This is a genomic window from Akkermansiaceae bacterium (assembly GCA_019634595.1).
Taxonomy (GTDB): Bacteria; Verrucomicrobiota; Verrucomicrobiia; order Verrucomicrobiales; family Akkermansiaceae; genus Luteolibacter.
The window spans coordinates 1-14805 of the sequence record JAHCBC010000002.1 but is presented as its reverse complement, the minus strand read 5'-3'; the positions used below and the strand labels follow the sequence as shown (position 1 = coordinate 14805).

At 61.1% G+C, this 14805-nt stretch carries 14 protein-coding genes; 6 read left to right on the top strand and 8 right to left on the bottom strand.

Features of this window, described 5'->3' with window-relative positions; translation table 11 throughout:
* Positions 1 to 30 precede the first annotated feature (30 nt).
* On the top strand, positions 31 to 420 hold the full coding sequence (locus KF712_05740) for a biopolymer transporter ExbD (protein MBX3740472.1): 390 nt from the start codon (positions 31 to 33) through the stop codon (positions 418 to 420).
* Between the two features lie 123 nt (positions 421 to 543).
* On the top strand, positions 544 to 999 hold the full coding sequence (locus KF712_05735) for a biopolymer transporter ExbD (protein ID MBX3740471.1): 456 nt from the start codon (positions 544 to 546) through the stop codon (positions 997 to 999).
* 29 nt (positions 1000 to 1028) lie between these two features.
* Here KF712_05735 and yihA read toward each other — a convergent pair whose 3' ends face one another.
* Complete coding sequence (yihA, locus tag KF712_05730) at positions 1029 to 1622, bottom strand: ribosome biogenesis GTP-binding protein YihA/YsxC (GenBank protein ID MBX3740470.1); 594 nt, start codon at positions 1620 to 1622, stop codon at positions 1029 to 1031.
* Positions 1619 to 2467, bottom strand: coding sequence for a DUF475 domain-containing protein (locus tag KF712_05725; protein ID MBX3740469.1), 849 nt, complete (start codon positions 2465 to 2467; stop codon positions 1619 to 1621). Before KF712_05725 ends, yihA begins: the two co-directional genes overlap by 4 nt.
* Before the next feature lie 415 nt (positions 2468 to 2882).
* Between KF712_05725 and KF712_05720 the strand changes: the two genes are divergently transcribed.
* A complete protein-coding gene (locus KF712_05720) occupies positions 2883 to 4070 on the top strand; it encodes a hypothetical protein (protein MBX3740468.1) in 1188 nt (395 codons plus the stop codon).
* A 46-nt stretch (positions 4071 to 4116) separates the two neighbouring features.
* Entirely contained in the window at positions 4117 to 4317 is a 201-nt protein-coding gene (locus KF712_05715; protein ID MBX3740467.1) for a hypothetical protein, read from the top strand.
* A gap of 2 nt (positions 4318 to 4319) precedes the next feature.
* Here the strand turns inward: KF712_05715 and KF712_05710 are convergent, their stop codons facing one another.
* Entirely contained in the window at positions 4320 to 4916 is a 597-nt protein-coding gene (locus tag KF712_05710; GenBank protein ID MBX3740466.1) for a hypothetical protein, read from the bottom strand.
* 644 nt (positions 4917 to 5560) lie between these two features.
* Here KF712_05710 and KF712_05705 point away from each other — a divergent pair.
* Positions 5561 to 6658: a DNA-binding transcriptional regulator gene (locus KF712_05705; GenBank protein ID MBX3740465.1), complete on the top strand. Its 1098-nt coding sequence runs from the start codon at positions 5561 to 5563 to the stop codon at positions 6656 to 6658.
* A gap of 162 nt (positions 6659 to 6820) precedes the next feature.
* On the opposite strand, the gene KF712_05700 is transcribed toward KF712_05705, so the two are convergent.
* Entirely contained in the window at positions 6821 to 7387 is a 567-nt protein-coding gene (locus KF712_05700; GenBank protein MBX3740464.1) for a ribonuclease H-like domain-containing protein, read from the bottom strand.
* Between the two features lie 104 nt (positions 7388 to 7491).
* Between KF712_05700 and KF712_05695 the strand changes: the two genes are divergently transcribed.
* Complete coding sequence (locus KF712_05695) at positions 7492 to 7866, top strand: RNA-binding S4 domain-containing protein (protein MBX3740463.1); 375 nt, start codon at positions 7492 to 7494, stop codon at positions 7864 to 7866.
* Between the two features lie 16 nt (positions 7867 to 7882).
* Here KF712_05695 and KF712_05690 read toward each other — a convergent pair whose 3' ends face one another.
* Genes KF712_05690 through KF712_05675 form a run of 4 tightly spaced genes read right to left on the bottom strand, consistent with a single transcriptional unit; the run spans position 7883 to position 14294 of the window.
* Complete coding sequence (locus KF712_05690; GenBank protein MBX3740462.1) at positions 7883 to 8617, bottom strand: hypothetical protein; 735 nt, start codon at positions 8615 to 8617, stop codon at positions 7883 to 7885.
* Positions 8614 to 9942 carry a B12-binding domain-containing radical SAM protein gene (locus tag KF712_05685; protein ID MBX3740461.1) on the bottom strand — a complete coding sequence of 443 codons (1329 nt, stop codon included), beginning with the start codon at positions 9940 to 9942 and terminating at the stop codon, positions 8614 to 8616. The genes KF712_05690 and KF712_05685 overlap by 4 nt, the downstream gene beginning before the upstream one ends.
* A 42-nt stretch (positions 9943 to 9984) precedes the next feature.
* Complete coding sequence (locus KF712_05680; protein ID MBX3740460.1) at positions 9985 to 11070, bottom strand: efflux RND transporter periplasmic adaptor subunit; 1086 nt, start codon at positions 11068 to 11070, stop codon at positions 9985 to 9987.
* Between the two features lie 47 nt (positions 11071 to 11117).
* On the bottom strand, positions 11118 to 14294 hold the full coding sequence (locus tag KF712_05675) for an efflux RND transporter permease subunit (GenBank protein MBX3740459.1): 3177 nt from the start codon (positions 14292 to 14294) through the stop codon (positions 11118 to 11120).
* Positions 14295 to 14805 lie beyond the last annotated feature (511 nt).

The window sequence follows — 14805 nt, the reverse complement described above, 5'->3', positions numbered from 1 at the left end:
GAAGTGGTTCTGGGATTCCAGATCGCACCGATGATCGACGTTGTGTTCGTGATCCTTCTGTTCTTCATGGTTGCTGCCGGTCAGCAACAGAAGGAGAACGCGCACAACACGAAACTGCCGGGAACCGAACCTCCCGAGGGTGGATCGGTCATGCCGGATGAGGTCACGATCATGATCGAGGACGACGGGCAGGTTTATCTGAACGATGATCCGCTCGACAGCCCGGAAGCGAAGGATCTGAGGGAACTCGCCGGAAGTCTGGTCCAGCTCAAGCAGGCCAGCGACAATGCCGGATCAAAGATCCTGGTGACCGTCTATGCCAATGAACTCGCCAAGTATGAGCGGGTGGTCGATGTGCTGGACGCCCTCACCCGTGCCAGCATCGTTGATGTGACCTTCCAGGCCGGATCTCCCGAATAAGGTCGGCATCCATTTTGATTCACGAAAACGGCGGTGGTCTGATGACCTCCGCCGTTTTCATTTGTGGATCGACACCTTCGAGGGGGCCGGATAGGGTCGGGATTGGTCAAATCCCGAAAACCCATGAAATCCAGAACCCGCCATCATCACCTGAAGGAAGAGAACCAGCCCGGTTTCCAGATCGCTCCCATGATCGATGTGGTGTTCGTGATCCTCCTGTTCTTCATGGTGGCGGCGGGCAACGCGCGGCTGGAGAACGCGCACCGGATCACGCTTCCCTCTTATCCCGGCCCGCAGACTCCCGTGCAGTTGCCTGATGAGATCCGGATCACCGTGGATGCGGATGGGCAGGTGTATTTGAATGATGATCCTGTCAGCACCCCGGAAACGAAGGATCTGGCGGAATTGGCGGCCGGGATGGCCGGGCTGAAACAGGCCGGTGATTCCATGGGGTCCAGGCTGATGGTCACCATCCAGGCGGATGAGGGCGTGAAGTACGAACGGGTGGTCGATGTGCTGGATGTGCTCATCCGAACCGGGGTCCAGAATGTGACCTTCGGAGCCGGATCATCCGATTGATTGGAGCCCGCGCTCCATCGGAGGAATCCTCAAGCCTCCACTTTGGCGCGGATGTAGCGGAGGATGGCCATCCGGCCTTCCCGGTCCTTGGTGGAGCTGGTGAAGACACCGGGCCGGTCGGGCATGAAACCGTCCGTCGCCTGGAGGAAGGTTTCGATGTTGGCCTTGGTCTTGCCGGCGGACTGTTTGTCCGTCTTGGTGAAGATCAGGGAGAAGGGGACGCTGCAGCCGCTCAGCCAGTGCAGGAAATCCAGGTCGATCCGCTGGGGGGGCAGGCGGGAATCGATGAGGACGAAGACGGTCATCAGGTTTTCCCGTCCGGAGAGATAGTCGCCGACAGCCTCGTTGAAGTCGATTTTCTGGTCCTTGGCCACCTTCGCGAAACCGTAGCCCGGCAGATCGACCAGCGCCCACTGCTCGTCGATGACGAAGAAGTTGAGGAGTTGTGTCTTGCCGGGGGTTGCGGAGACTTTCGCGAGATCGTCTTTCGAGGTGAGGAGGTTGATGAGGGTGGATTTGCCCACGTTCGACCGTCCGATGAGTGCGATCTCAGGCATTTCCCACTCCGGGCAGGCGGCGGCGTTCTTCGCGCTGAGGGCGAATCTGACGGATTTGAACTTCATGACTCAACGGGCCGGGCTTTGAGCCGGTAGGCGATGACCGGGACGATGAAGATGAGCAGTGTGAGCGCGGACGTCCCGAGATCGAAGTACTTGCTCGCCAGGAAATCGTGGAAAGGGTCGGCGAAGGAGTGGGTGAAGCCGGGATGGTGGGACTCCAGATAGCCGTGGACGGAGGTGTGCTTCTCGAAGAAGTGGCGGGGAACGCTCAGCACCAGCTTCACGCCGAGGATGCCGATGACGATGTAGGCGCACTTTTCGAGGAACGGATATTTGTGCATCAGCTTCACGAAGCCCTGTGCGGCGAAACGCATGGCGAGGATGCCGATGAAGACGCCGATGCAGACCAAGATCATGTCCGAGGGCGGCGGATAAAGTTCCTTGTTCTTGGTGAATGCGACGGCGGCGAAGACATTGTCCAGGGAGAACGCGAGGTCCATCACCTCGACGGCGACGACGGTGGCCCAGAAGGGACCGAGCCGGGCGATGGTGTGGCGGTAGAGCCAGTTTCCCTCCTTGGCGGCGTGCGCGGCACCTTCTTCCTCCACGGATTCATGATGCGCGAAATGTTTCCAGCAGAGGTAGAGCAGGTAGATGCCGCCGATCGGTTCCAGCCACCAGATGCTCATGAGCCAGCCGACGAGGACGAGGCAGATGCCGCGGAAGACATAGGCGCCGATGATGCCGTATTTGAGGGCCTTGCCGCGCTGGTTTTCCGGCAGCCGCATGACCATGGTCGCCAGCACGGCGGCGTTGTCCACGGAGAGCACGCCTTCGATGAGGATCAGGATGAGGATGACCATCAACCCGGCGGCGGGGTCGGTTCCGAGAATGTGGGACCAGTCCATATTGCTTGGCGGCAAGCTGCGGGACAGCGGCGGCGGTGGCAACGGGAAATTGGGCGATGGCTGATTTCACGGTCTGGCGGGACCGGCTGGCGGGAGACGGCCTCCTGATCCCAAAGCGTCGTTGCCGTTTGGTGGAAACGGCGATAGCATCAGGAACCGTTGATGGAGCATGACTATACGCCTGAATCATCTGCTGTGGTCATTGGCCGCCTTTTTGGTGGGCGGTGCAACTTTCGCCGTGAGCTTTCATAGGGGCCTTTACCGGGAGCCGGCCCATGTCGGTGGGATCATCCTGGCGTGCGTCATCATCATTTGGGGAATCCTCCGCTGCCGTGCGGGGATCCGTTCAAGGTAGGATCTCCCCTGCCTAGACGCTTGCTTGACGGACCGGCCCGATGTCGGGAAGACTCGCCTCATGGCGTGGAGGATCGATGAAGCGGTCACCCGTGGTGAGATCGACAATACCGTCGAAGGACGCACCACGGGCCGGATCTGGCTGGCGGGCCGCGACAGTCCCCTGGTGCTTTCGCTGGACGGCGATTGCTGGAGGGATCTCGCGGGAACCCGGCTGCTGTTCGAGAATCCCGAGCCGAAGCAGGGTAGCGATGGAGACGCCCTGGACCTCAACCAGTCCGGCGTGATCGGGGACATGACCGCTTCCCGGAAGAGCAAGATCCGCATCTCCGGAGGGGATGGCGGCGCGGTCTATGACGATGATGACAAGGACTCCGTCTGCGAGTGGAGGAACGTGCTTTATCTGGAGTGGTTCAGCGAGATCAATGGCCGGGTGGTGCTGGAGTCCTGGAACTACAAGCTGACCATCTTTCCCCACGAGTGGCAGATGGACGAGGATGCGGAGGAAGCCCAGAAGCTGGCGAACCTGAATGCCATGAGGGATTTCATGAGCCAGGTGATCCAGCGGCGGACTCCGGAGGACGAGGAGCCGGAAGACATCGGCGAGCTGGACGAGTATGCCTGGGAAGAACGTCTCAAGGAGTCCGACCGGTTGACGGATGCGTATCAGGAAGTCCTCGAAAAATACATGGAGGACGCTGACAGCGAGCGGAAGGAAGCGTTCGTCATGGGCTGGGACGGCTTGCTCGATGCGTTGGCCGAACGGGAGGAAGCGGGGGAGCAGGAGCCGCCGTATGGAGAGGAGAACCGGAAATTCGAGGAACGGCATCTGTTTCCGGAGGAGGAACGGGACGAGGATGGTTTTGATCCGATGGATTCTGATGACGAGGACGATACCCATCCCTTGCAGGCCCGCGCCCAGGAGCTGGCACTCCGCGCGATGGACTTGGTCCGTCGTGACGACGGTCCGGGAACCCCTTCCTATAAACTGATTTCCAGTCTTTTGCAGGTCAGTGGCAAGCTGGCGGGGGCGCTGAATGGCCGCGGCAGTGGCTATGAGCCTGAGACGGGCTTCGTCCTCGCGGTCCTGAAACGCTGCCTGAACTGGCTGAACGATGCCGTCGGCGCCTGTCAGGAACTCATCGCCCTGGAGAAGGACGCCGACCACCGTGCGGCACTGGAGCATCTCCGGTCCTCCGCTTTTGAGATCCGCGATTCGGTCGTGGAACTGCGACGTGAACTTAAGTAAAGTTAAGTATTGCGGAGCGGCCGGAATGGGCTATGGAAACCGGAGTATGAAAACCATTTTTCTGGCATCCATCGCGGCGCTGATTTGCGGCCTCAGCTTCTCCTGCAACACCACCATCGGCGTGGGCAGGGACATGCGGATTCTCGGTGAGAACATGGAGCATGCCGCGAACAAGAAGCAGCAGGGCGGCGGCGGAGGCGGCGGTGGGGCCGAGTATCAGGACACGGGCGGAGCGCCGGTGTATTGAAATCAGTAGCCGCGCCAGAATGCAAAGGCGCAGACCAAGGTGGCGACGCCGTAGGCCAGTCCTGCGGCGGATGCCACCTTCCAGCGTCCCTGATCGGCGGTGATCCAGGTGACCGCATCGCGGAAAAGGTAGGGCATCCCCACCCAGAAGAGTGACGCGGTGAGCAGCGCGTAGGCATAAATGGGGATCAGCAGGCGGGAGGAGGGATCACGGAGGAAGGCGGCTTCCAGCAGGGGGGAGGCGGCCATCAGGCCGACGACGCCGAGCGCCCGGACGGCGAGGAAATCCCGCACGCTGAAGGAAACCAGGAAGATCGCCACCGGCACCGCGATACGGAGGAAGGGTTTCACGTTGTTGAACTCGCCCAGTTCCATCGAGAGGGCACTGAGCCGGCCAAGGCCCGGAGGGGCGATCAGCAGCCAGAACCAGCAGAGGCCGATGCCGAGAAGGATCTGGCCGAGGAACTGGTTTCGCGGGAACTGTTTCAGGAAGCTTTGGGCCGCAGCGGGCTTGAGGAGCATCCAGGAATGCACGGCGATCAGCCAAAAGGCGAGAACCAGGCCGGTGCCGAACAGGGGCAGGTTTTCATAGGGATGCATGCGTGCACCGGGAGTACGAGCGCGGGCCGGAACATACAAGCGGAACTTTCGGAGGGGATTCACCGAATTTTCGCACGACGGTCGTCACATTTTCACAGATCCCCGGTCCATTCGGGGGATGCTCCTCGTCATTCTGCGGCTGGCCTCCCTCCCCCCTGAACTTGGGTGGGGGCGGGGGTGGGATCGGGAATTTGTCCACATGCTCCTTTTGTTATACCTGATCGAGGAGGCGGAGAATGACGGGTTTCAACAATGGAGGGACGAATTGTTATGACATTCCGCGTCAGGAAGAGGAATACCCATCGGTTGATATGGCAGGACCGTGCACAGGACACGGGCCGTAATCCGATGGTAAATGAGTTACACCTTCCTTTGGTGGCGAAGGCGCGCTTGAAACGCCGCTTTCCGGAGGATTCCGCGGGTGCTTTATTTGAACCCCAAAGTTGGTCGTGGGGGTGCGGATGACGATCAATAATCCTGCCGGGGACGGGGATGAATTATTTAACCATGCCGCAATCGATTTCAAAGATACGCACTCAGAAGTGCTTGTTAATCATTTGAGTAAGTATTTACAAACTCCCTTTGAAGCGGATAGATTCCTTTCCGGGAAGATGGCGAAGAGGACGACGTTTCACATAGGGCTGATGATTGATGCCCTAAATGGATATGGGCACAAGATCCTGGACGGCATCAGTCGCTACGCCCAACAGAAGCCGGAGTGGAGGATGGCGTTCTTTGACCGCGAGAACCACGAGCTCGCGGATCTGGTCAAAACCTGGGAAGGGGATGCGATCATCTGCACCGCCATTGACACCCGCTTCAGTGATGCTGCGAAGAGCCGTGACATTCCCGTCATCAATGTGACGGGACGGGTGGAGAACTCGAGTCTGATCGACGTGATCGGTGATGCGGAAGCGACCGGGGAGATGGCGGCGAAGTTCCTGCTGGGCCGCGGCTTCAAGAATCTCGCCTTTGTGGGAAACAAGAACGCCTCCCTTTCCGCAGGCCGCTGCAGAGGATTTTTCACAAAGGCGAAGGAGGCGGGCATCGAGCCGTCGGCCTTCTCCGGCTCCGCCAAGGATGAGGGCAGGCTGGAAGCATGGCTGGGAGGTCTTTCCAGACCATTGGGATTGGCGGCAACGGGGGATCGCGAGGCATCCATGGTGATCGAAGCCTGCTGGCGGATGGGAATCCGGGTACCGGGGGAGATCTCCGTGCTGGGGATCGGGAACTACGAACAGCTATGCGAGCTTTCTTCGCCCACACTTTCCAGCCTGGAGGTGGACATGGAGCGGCGCGGCTATGAAGCCGCCAAGCTGCTCAACCACATCTTCAGCGGTGGCCCGGTTCCGGAGAAGCCGATCCTGATCCCTCCCGCCCATGTGGTGGAGCGGCAATCGACGAATGTCTTCGCCTTCGAGGATGAGGCGGTGGTTTCCGCTCTCCAGTTCATCCGGGAGAATGCTTTCCGGACCATCAATGTGAAGGATGTGGTGGCGGCCACCACCATTTCCCGGCGTTCCCTGGAGGGCCGTTTCAGCAAGCTGACCGGGCGGACCTTGCACGAGGAAATCTGGCAGGCCCACTTTGATCTGGCGACGAGGCTGCTGGCGTCGTCCGACCTGTCGCTCCAGGAAATCGCCGAGCGTTCCGGATTCAGGACGGCCAGCGCGCTGGTGAATCTGTTCAGGCAGCGTTTCGGGGTGACTCCGAAGGAATACCGGATCGCCAACCGGAGGTGACGGGTTTTCCCTTGGCTCCCGGCGGGTGAAAGCTTAAGAGAGCGCCGCCATGACTCGCAGCTCCATCGAAACCGCCACGAAGATTTTCCTCGTCGCGCTGATCATCACCTTCCTCTATACGGTCTACAAGGTGCTCCAGATGGTCGGTTGGGCCTGAGGCTCTCAGGCCCAGTCCACGGCGATCTCGCTGATCCCGCCGCTGCGGTCATCATACTTGAGTTTCCCGTGCTGCAGGGCGTATTCGTGGACGAGGCGGGTCACTTTCACATCGAAGGCGCAGTATTCCGCGATTTTCCGCAGTGGCTCATAGTTGCCGGTTTTTTTGTGTTCCTGCCACCATTTCAGGGCGTCGAGGCCATCTGCGCTCTTGCCCGCGCCGAGTGATGCGGAGGCCACGGAGTCGAGCTTCAGGCGGAAGCCGAGCTTCGTCTCCAGGTCCGCCATCATGTCCAGGTTGATGGTTTGCTCCGCCAGGGTGTGGAAAATGTAGGGTTGGAGAACAGGGTAGTCGAAGTAGATGTGGTTCCATCCGACGACCAGGTCCGCGCGGACGAGTTCCTCCCCCAGCTTGTCCATCTCGCTTTCAGGATAGATTTCGTAGGTCCCGCGGGCGGTGCTGTAGGTGACCGCCACGGAGACACCCATCTTGTTCTTGTTGGCGAAGCCGCCGACATCATTGCCGCTCCGCTGCGTTTCGAGATCGAAATAGACGATATTTTTTCCGGCCACGGAGGATGATGTAGTGTGGGCGGGTCCGCTGGGCAAGCCTGCGGACCAAAGGGCAAAGACTCCTCGCCGCGGGCGGGAATCCACCGTAGGTTTCCGCGGAATCCATGGATAGTGAGCGAGCGGACAAATGGCTGTGGGCCACCCGGTTTTTCAAGACCAGGTCACAAGCGGCGAACATCTGCGAACTGGAGAAGATCCGCCGTGCGGGGCACTTGGTGAAGCCGGCCACGGGTCTGCGCCCGGGCGATGTGATCGAGCTGCCCTTTCCCGATGGTCCCGGCCAGCGGGTGATCCGCGTGCTGGGCCTGATCGAGAAACGCGTCGGTGCGCCGTTGGCCCAGGCCTGCTACGAAGAATTGACGGATCCCTCCGTGGTGGCGGCGAACAAACAGGCCCTTCAGGACAGGCGCGATGCAGGCGGCCGCCCCACGAAAAAGGAGCGCCGTCAGATCGGGAGGATCCGCGGTTTCTGGGAATAAAGGAGAGTGTCCCGGCTCATTCGAGGTCCTGTGAACCGGGATCAGCCACCTCACGTTTTTTCGCCTGCAGGTGTTTGCGGAGGTTGTTAATGACCATGATCAGCCAACTGAGGGTGCAGCCGATGGAAACCGGGAAGGAAAATACCGACATGGTGAAGAGCAGTCCGTAGGCGGCGTCCTGGGAGGTTTTGTCCGCTTCGCGGATGCCGCCCATGATGTTGAACACAACATGGTGCAGGTTCAGCGAAAGCAGCGAAATGAAGATCAGCGAGAGGGGCATCAGTCCGCAGGTGAAGACTTGTGCGCCGCTCATCCTGCAAGCGCGGAAAAGGTAGTGGAAATACAGCACCACCCTCCAGGTAGCGACGATGACGAGAAACCACAGGTTGACCTGATTCGCGGTCGGCAGAGTGACCCATTTTTCGATGGGAATGGCGTAGAGCGCGGCGGGTGCCGAGGTCAGCGTGATGAAGGTCAGCAGGTTCATGTAGCTGACATGCCGTGGAGCGACGGGCTTGCAGATCAGCCACAGCAGCCCCGAGAGCAGGAAAACATACGCGACGGACCCCACGCCCAGATGCTGCAGCAGGCTGGCTTTCGGGTCATCCCAGTAGCGCCCCATACCCACCACCCACGTGACGAGGAGACCAGCGAGGAGATGACGGTGGCTGAGGGACCGGTAGTCCTCATGACTGGCGCGGAAGGTGAGGAGCCTCCACCAGAAGGCGGCGAGTGTGGGTGATGGGTTCATTTTCTGAGGTTTTTCAGGCACTGGCGGACGATGCTTTTGCGATGCCGGACACGTTCTTCCGAGTAAGTCTGTCGCATCAGCGAGCGGAATCCTTCGTGGAGCTCGTCCACCGACATCCGGGCGGGGCGGAAGGTCAGGTCGAAAAGAGTATAGTGGTCCCAGCCCTTTCCGGGAAGCAGGCGGTTTTCCTCCACCAGTTGTTGCCGGAGGGATGTACCGGGGAAGGGCGTCAGCAGGGTGATCTGGACCTCCGCCAGGCCGAGGCTGTCGATGCACTCCAGCGTGGAAGGGAAAATGGATGCGTCATCGTGGTCGAATCCCAGGATGAAGCAGCCGTTCACGGTGATGCCATGGTCTTGGATGGTCCGGATGGACTCCCGGTAGCCGGAATGGCGGAGGTGTTTCCAGTTGCGGGTGTCGATCCCCCGGACGGAGCCGGGATTCGCGGATTCCAGCCCGATGAGCACCTGTGCACAGCCTGAGCGTGCGAGCGCCTCCAGTAGGGCCGGATCCCCGGCGAGGGATATGTCGGACTCGGTGAACCAGCGGATGGGATAGTCGGAAAGGAGCGCGACCAGCTCCCGGCTCCAGCGCTTGTCCACAAAGGTGTTGTCGTCCGCCAGCTCGATGAATGGCTCGGGCCAGATTTCCAGGATCGCCTCCAGTTCCCGCCGGATCTGCGGGATGGGCTTCTTCCGGTAAGGGCTGATGGTCCGGGAGGCTGCGCAGAAGGAACAATGGAGCGGGCAGCCCCGGGTGGTCTGGAGGGTGAGGCGGTTGTAGCGCGAGGGATCGAGAAGATCGTAACGGGGAACGGGCTGGCCGGGAGTGAAGTGGGTGGGGGAAGGAACGTCCGTCGAAGCGTAGACAGGCAGGTAATTTCCCCTCTTCACGTCCCGCAGCACGGTTTCCCATACCGGCTCGCCCTCACCCTGGACAACGATGTCCGCATGTGCGGCTGCCTCCTCGGGCATGGCGCTGACGTGGAGACCTCCGAGGATGACCAGGATGCCTGCGGCGCGCAGCTCCGCGGCGAGGCGGTAGGTCTCCGTGATCCGGGCGGTGAGGGAGGAGAGCGCGACGACTCCGAATCCTTCATCCCGGATGGATTCAGCGGCGTTTTCCGGCAGCTCGTCGTATTCCCGGTAAGCGATGTCCCAGTCATCGGGCGTCCGTGCCGCCAGCGTCAGCAGACCCAGGCTGGGCAGGGAGGCGATGACCTTGCTGCGTTCGACGAACCCCGGGAGCGTCAGGCCCAAAGCAAGTAGCCCGGGGTCACGGACGCGGACCCCGCTCATCGCCACGAACAGCAGGCGGGATTTCATCCGCGCGATCATCGCCCGGTGAAATCTCCGAATGCCAGCAAATCAGGAACCTTTCTTCACGGCGACGGCCATCGGAGTGGCGTTCACGGGATCTCCGTCGCGCAGCAGGGAGTTCGGGCTGATGATGACCTGGCCTTCCGCGGTGATGCCGGAAAGGATCTCAATTTTCGGCCCGATGGTGCGGCCCGGCTTGATGGCCTGGAATTTCACCTTGCCGTTCTCCACCAAGGCGACGTTCGGAATGCCGTCGCGGTTGGCGACGGCATTCGACGGGATCATGAGAACCGCGTTTGCCGCCTGCGATTTGATTTTGGCGATGCCGGAAAGTCCCGCTGGCAGGGTGAAATCCGCGTTCGGAAGGGTGAGTTCCACCTGCATGGTGCCGGAGACGCTGTCGATCATGCCGCTGGACCGGCTGACTTTTCCGGAAAACTCCCGGCCCGGGATGTCGCTGAAATGGACGCTCGCATCCTCGCCATTGTGGATCCGCAGGGCGGTCGCAGGCGGAACGAAAAGGACCATGCGGAGTTCCTTCAACTGCGCGATGTCAAAGAGCCAGGCGTTCTCCGATGCCTGGTCCCCGATCACATGATCCCCGGTGTCCACGCGGCGTGCCGTGATGGTGCCGTCGAAGGGCGCGCGGATGATCAGGAAGCGCTGCATTTCCTCCAGCGAGCGCAGATCCGCTTCGGCGGCGAGCAGGTCCGCCTCGGCGGTTTTGGTGGTGGAGCGCCGTTCGTCCAGAGTCTCTTTTGAAAAGGCGTTGCTGGCGGCGAGGGATTCACCGCGGGAAAGCAGGGCTGCGGCCAGTTCCTTGCGGGCCTTCATCTGTTCCACCTTCGCTTTCGCGGCGTCGATCCCGTGGAGAATCTCAGGGGCGGCGATGACGGCGAGGATGTCCCCTTCCTTCACCCGGTCGCCGATATCGACGCGGCGCTCGCTGATGATGCCGGTGGCGCGGGAGAAAAGGCGGGCTTGCTTCGCCGGAGCGGTGCGTCCGGTCGCCTGAAGCACGACTTCGCCCTCCGGAGCGGCGGGGTGGGCGGTGCGGACTTCGGCCGGTTGCTGGGCGGTCGCACTGTGGATCGCGGAAAGCGCGAGGAACAGGGATGCGGCGGTGGATTTCATGGAATGAAGGAGTGACGGGCTGGAGTGTAGTTCAGGAACGGGCGATTTCAATGGGCGGGTGGCCCTGCCGTGACGGTGTCGGCGGGATGTGGCTTGTCCGAGTGGATGCGGCGCTTCATCCAGGCGAAGACGGTGGGCACGAGGAAAAGGGATGCCATGGTGCCGAAGACGAGGCCGCCGATGACCGCGCGGCCCAGCGGGGCGTTCTGCTCCCCGCCCTCCCCGTGGCCGATGGCCATGGGAATGACGCCCAGGATCATCGCCATGGCGGTCATCATCACCGGCCGGAGGCGGGTGGTGGCCGCTTCCAGTGCGGCGGCGGGGCCGGCAAGTCCATCCGCCCACCGGTCGCGGGCGAAGCTGGTCACAAGCACGCTGTTCGCCGTGGAGACCCCCACCACCATGATGATGCCCATGAGCGCGGGGACGCTCAACGGGGTGCCGGTGAGCCAGAGGGCGAATGCCGCGCCGGAGACAGCGACGGGCAGACCGCTGATGGCGATGAAAGGCATGGACCATGACTGGAAGTTCACCACCATGACCAGGAAGACGAGCACCGCGGAAAGCACCAGACCGGTGAGAAGCTCACCGTAGGCGGAGCGCATCAACGCGGCCTGGCCCGCCAGCTCGATGCGGTTGCTGGGCTTGAGATGTTTCCGGAGGTCCGTGAGGATCTTTTCGAGATCCGTGGTCACCGCTCCCAGGTCGCGGTCCTGGAGGTTCGCCACCACGGTGTAGGTGGGGAGCATGGTGGAGCGGGAGACGCTGGCTGGATTCTTCCGTTCGCTGAGTTTGGCGAACGCGCCGAGCAGGACCGGCTCCCCTCCGCCGGATGGACGGATGGGGAGCTGGAGCAACATTTCCGATGAATCGACCTTCGCCGGGGGGGCGAGGATCTGCACTTCATAGGAGGAGCCATTGACCGGGTCCGACCAGAAGCTGGAGGAGACGCTGCCGCCGGAACCCAGGAAGGTGAGCAAGGAGGAAACGGCGTCCTGCTGGGTGACACCGAGCTGCGCGGCCTTGATGCGGTCGATCTCAAGATAGAATTCCGGAAGACCCAGCACCTCGCGGAGGGTGACATCCACCGCTCCCGGCACTTTTTTGAAGCGGTCCACCAGTTCCTTCGCCAGCTTCACATTTCCGGGAACGTCACGCCCCACGAAGCGCACCTCGAAGGTGGTGGGGGAGCCGGAGGCGAGCGTCTGGCTGGTCGCATCCGCAGGGCGGAAGAAGGACTGGATGGTGGGGAACTTCTCCTTCAGCATGGTCCTCACCTGCGCCATGTAACCGGCGGTCGGCTGGTGGCCTTTCTTCAACTGCACGAGGATTTCCCCGTCATAGGAACCCACCGCGGTGGAGGGAACCCACGCCTGGTTCACCGAAAATGGGGCGCCGATGTTTTCCGCGACGAACTCCAGCTCCGTGGCGGGGATGATCCGGCGGATCTCGCGGTGGACTTCCGCGAACACGCGGCCGGTGTCCTCGATCCGGGTACCCTCCGGCACGCGCAGGAAAAGGCTCATCAGTCCGGCGTCCGTCACGGGGAAGAACTCACGCTTCAGATGCTTTGCGGAGAACAATCCGGTGGCGAAAACACCGGCCAGGATCAGCGCGATGAGAATCCAGCGCCGCAGGAACAGGCCGAGGATCTTCCCTTGGAATGCGGCGAGGCGGTCCACGGCGGACTCGATCCCGTGGTGGAGTTTCCGCAGGATGCCCGGTGGCTTTTTCTCCGCCTCCACTTCGGAAGGAAGCATCATGAACGCCAGTGTGGGAACCAGCGTGCGGGAGAGCAGGTAGCTCGCGGCCATGGCGAAGATGACCGCCAGCGCGAGGGGCTTGAACACGAAGGCGGCGGTGCCCGTCAGCATGAAGATGGGCATGAACACGATGCAGATGCCCAGCGTGGAGACGAACTCAGGGAAGGCGACCTGCGCCGCGCCGTCGAGGATCGCCTGGCGCACGGTCTTGCCCAGGGAGATCTGGCGCTTGATGTTCTCGATCTCCACCAGCGCGTTGTCCACCAGGATGCCGATGACCAGGGAAAGGCCGCCCAGAGTCATGAGGTTGAAGGTGGCGCCCGCGAGGTTGAGGCCCATGATGGAGCACAGCAGGGCGAGCGGGATGGAGGTCAGCACGATGAGCGTCGAGCGGTAGGAACCCAGGAACAGCATCACGACGAGTGCGACGAGGGAACCCACGAGGACGATCTCCTTCAACACGGAGGCGGTGGCCGCCTTCACGAAAACGGATTGGTCGAAGATGGGCTCCACCCGCACCCCTTCCGGAGCGGCTTTCCGGATCTCATCCATCCTGGCGAGGATGCCATCTACGATGTCCACCGTAGATGAGCTGCCCAGCTTCATCACGGAAACCATCACCGCGTTCTGGCCGTTGAGCCTGGCGACGTTCGTGGAGAGCGCCTCGCCGTCACGGACGTTCGCCACATCCCGCAGGAGGACGATGCGGCCGGCGACCGTCTTGATCGGCAGATCCAGGAAAGCATCCACGGATTCCGGGCTGGCGTTGATGGCCACCGGCAGCTCGCGGTCGTTCTCGCGGAGGATGCCGGATGGCAGCGTGAGGTTCTGCGTGCCGACGGCGCGGTTCACATCCGCAGGGGAAAGATCAAAGGCGTTCAACGCCTCGGGATTCAGATCAATGGTGACCTGGCGGGAAGCTCCGCCGTAAGGCAGGGAAATCCGCATGCCGGGGATGCTCTGGAGCTGCGCGCGCAGCGCCAGCCGTGCGTAGTCATAGAGCTGGCCATCCGTCATCGAATCGGAAGAGACGACCAGTTGGATGATCGGCACGCTGGATGGGCTGGTCTGGACGATGAGGGGCGGGGTCGTGCCGCTGGGCATCCGCCTCAGGATCGTCTGTGAAACGGCGGTCGCTTGGGTCAGCGCCATCTCGATCTTCACGTAGGGCTGGAATTTCAGCTTCACCAGACCCACGCCGTTGGTCGTTTCAGAGCGGACCTCCAGCAGGTCATCGACATTATTGAGTGTGGCGATCTCCGAGAACGAAGTGAGCTTTGACGCCATCTCCTTTGCGTTCAGACCGCTGTAGGTCCATACCAGTGTGATCTCTGGACTCTCTACGGTAGGCAGGATGTCCGTGGACATCCGGCGTGCGGACATGACACCGAAAAGGAGGATGAGAATGGCGAAGACTCCGATGGTGTAACGGAAGCGAAGTGCGAAGCGGACGATCCACATGAGAAGGAGAAGAGGCTGGCGGATTGGGAACTCGGCCCGGAGTAGGCGTCTGGAAGTTCGAACGGAGTGGAACTATCGAAATTACGGAGCCTGGAACAGTCGTTTTATTCCCAAATACTGAACGCAACTGCTGATTCCAGCGCCTTCCACGTCCCCTCCGCCGACACTTCATCCTCGGGGATTCAGCCGTACCTCGTCTTCCGGATTCGCATTTCCGGCACCTCGCCAATGTTGAAAGCCGACTATGAGAGGGTTGGAATTTCGTCAACTAATTGACGTTAAGTCACATGTATCTTCAAAGGTGTTGCTCGATGAGTCTTCTCGCGTGATTCCCCAATGCCGTCCCCCCCTGTATTTGTATTTTCACAAGGCATTTTCCGCCACTTCCCGGCCTTCAGAACAAATTTCCGAAGAAAAAATTCAATCCATAAGTATCTGTTTTTTAATAGGTTGCTGAAAACTCATGAACAAATTCCAAAAAACTATTCAAAAAGACATTGACCTGCGGGGG

Coding starts and splice junctions, on each gene's coding strand:
- KF712_05740 (MBX3740472.1), top strand. CDS start 31: ATGATCGACGTTGTGTTCGTGATCCTTCTGTTCTTCATGGTTGCTGCC.
- KF712_05735 (MBX3740471.1), top strand. CDS start 544: ATGAAATCCAGAACCCGCCATCATCACCTGAAGGAAGAGAACCAGCCC.
- yihA (MBX3740470.1), bottom strand. CDS start 1,622: ATGAAGTTCAAATCCGTCAGATTCGCCCTCAGCGCGAAGAACGCCGCC.
- KF712_05725 (MBX3740469.1), bottom strand. CDS start 2,467: ATGGACTGGTCCCACATTCTCGGAACCGACCCCGCCGCCGGGTTGATG.
- KF712_05720 (MBX3740468.1), top strand. CDS start 2,883: ATGGCGTGGAGGATCGATGAAGCGGTCACCCGTGGTGAGATCGACAAT.
- KF712_05715 (MBX3740467.1), top strand. CDS start 4,117: ATGAAAACCATTTTTCTGGCATCCATCGCGGCGCTGATTTGCGGCCTC.
- KF712_05710 (MBX3740466.1), bottom strand. CDS start 4,916: ATGCATCCCTATGAAAACCTGCCCCTGTTCGGCACCGGCCTGGTTCTC.
- KF712_05705 (MBX3740465.1), top strand. CDS start 5,561: ATGATTGATGCCCTAAATGGATATGGGCACAAGATCCTGGACGGCATC.
- KF712_05695 (MBX3740463.1), top strand. CDS start 7,492: ATGGATAGTGAGCGAGCGGACAAATGGCTGTGGGCCACCCGGTTTTTC.
- KF712_05690 (MBX3740462.1), bottom strand. CDS start 8,617: ATGAACCCATCACCCACACTCGCCGCCTTCTGGTGGAGGCTCCTCACC.
- KF712_05685 (MBX3740461.1), bottom strand. CDS start 9,942: ATGAAATCCCGCCTGCTGTTCGTGGCGATGAGCGGGGTCCGCGTCCGT.
- KF712_05680 (MBX3740460.1), bottom strand. CDS start 11,070: ATGAAATCCACCGCCGCATCCCTGTTCCTCGCGCTTTCCGCGATCCAC.
- KF712_05675 (MBX3740459.1), bottom strand. CDS start 14,294: ATGTGGATCGTCCGCTTCGCACTTCGCTTCCGTTACACCATCGGAGTC.